This is a genomic window from Halococcus thailandensis JCM 13552 (assembly GCF_000336715.1).
Taxonomy (GTDB): Archaea; Halobacteriota; Halobacteria; order Halobacteriales; family Halococcaceae; genus Halococcus; species Halococcus thailandensis.
In genome coordinates this window covers 1-1,814 of the sequence record NZ_AOMF01000028.1, presented here as the reverse complement: position 1 = coordinate 1,814, position 1,814 = coordinate 1, and the positions used below count along the sequence as shown (strand labels likewise).

The 1,814-nt window shown below is 55.6% G+C and carries 1 protein-coding gene and 1 pseudogene; one reads left to right on the top strand and one right to left on the bottom strand.

Features of this window, described 5'->3' with window-relative positions; translation table 11 throughout:
• Window positions 1-86: 86 nt before the first annotated feature.
• A pseudogene (locus tag C451_RS01170) lies at window positions 87-428 on the bottom strand (transposase); the annotation flags it as partial.
• Window positions 429-593: 165 nt separating this feature from the next.
• On the opposite strand from C451_RS01170, the gene C451_RS01165 reads away from it, so the two are divergent.
• Window positions 594-1,415, top strand: a complete 822-nt coding sequence (locus tag C451_RS01165; protein WP_080503415.1) for an IS5 family transposase — start codon at window positions 594-596, stop codon at window positions 1,413-1,415.
• Window positions 1,416-1,814: the final 399 nt, after the last annotated feature.

The window sequence follows — 1,814 nt, the reverse complement described above, 5'->3', positions numbered from 1 at the left end:
TTCATTCGGTATTGTTGATGGATTTGGCAGAGATTAGCCGGCTAGTTTCCGCCCTGAACGCTCATTTCGACCTAAGGCGATAACCGGTGTCCAGCACCGGGAAGTTTCTTCCCGGTTCGCTGGAACACCGAGTCGTCGATGACGATGTAGCCGTCCTGTGACCAGCGCGTCTCGCCGTGTTTTTGCAACTCCTCTAATCGCTCGTGGTTGAGTTGATCTTCGTTCCAGTCGTACTCAGTGAGGAATTTGTTGAGTGCTCGGTCGCCTTGAGCTGGAAGGACTTCACGTGCGATCCCGGTCACGGTCTTGCTGCGGGCCGCAGCAAGACCTGTTACGTACGTTTTGGCGTGATGAATCTGGTGATACGACAGCGAGTCGAACTCGTCCAGTGGATCGGTGCAGGACAGGAAGTCCGTAATCGGAAGCATCGGCCGTCACTGCCGTCTACATCGCGTTCCTACTTAAACGTGCAGAGCCGAGTGAGGTTGTCAAATGACGATGCATACAACGTATCAAACATTGGCTCTGTAGTTTCGCTAGACGGAGACGCCGCGACTACGTTATTGCCGTAGAAAGCGAAGAGACGGAGTATTGTGACTTCGGAATTCCGTCTCCTCACCCGTGTTACGGTGGCTAAGGCTAAGTCAGTTGTCGCTAACCCGGACGAACCCGCCGACCCCGAAGGGGGTGGCGGGTTCGCCGAGTGGGCAATGCTCACGCTGCATGCACTCCGCATCGAGCTGGGCAAATCCTACCGTGTTGCGGTGGATTTGCTCAGCGAGATGCCCGGCGTCCTCGAAGAGATCGGTCTCACGCGGCTACCTCACTACACCGTCCTCCGCACGTGGTTTGCGCGGATTCCAACGAAGACGTGGCGTGCGTTTCTCGGCGTGTCAGCCGAGAAACGCACTGGCCACGCCGCGATCGATTCGACTGGCTTCGACCGCGACCAGCCCAGCCGTCACTACGCCAACCGCACGCACTACCACGTCCGGGCGCTGAAAGTCACCGCGCTTGTGGATGTCGAAACGCTGTACATCACCGACATCCACTCGACGACCTCGAAGAAACACGATGCGAAGATCGGCCCGCAGGTCGCCCGGCGCAACGCCGGCGACCTTCGGAGCCTCGCAGCCGATCGAGGCTATGACGCGAAAGCCTTCCGCGACGAACTTCGTGAAAACGGCATCAGACCGCTGATCAAGCACAGGATCATGAACCCACTCGATCACGCCCACAACGCCCGCATGGACGGTGATCGATACCATCAGCGTTCCATGTCAGAAACCGTCTTCTCGTCAATCAAGCGCACGCTCGGCGCAGCCGTGCGTGCGCGAAGCTGGTGGTTGGAGTTCCGTGAAATGCTGCTGAAAGCCACCGTCTACAACCTCCGCCGGAGCGTCCGATACACGTGAAATCAACCGCAGTGTACCGAAACTACAGAGCCCAAACATTGATTCTGGATAGGCATATTCATAATCAATAACTCCCGATCTTTGTTTCCCAGTTCGATCTGGGACGACCTTTGGTTCGGCATCATCAGTGATGTTCCAGCCACTGTCTCGGAGTTCTCTGCAAATATTGTCCCCAATTGCCGATCCCCACTTTCCTTTTTCCATCATATTTTCGACTTCATCTGGTATTTTTGGACTTGTTGTAATCGCATCACCATCAAGCATAATAAACCACCCTTCGCTAGGGTGCGCCTCTATGATTGGAACAAACGTACGTGTTTACCCCCAGAACGATTTCGCCACTCTCTCGTAAGTTGCTCCTGACCTCGCAGTAGAGCAATGCAGACGACAGGGTGTGCT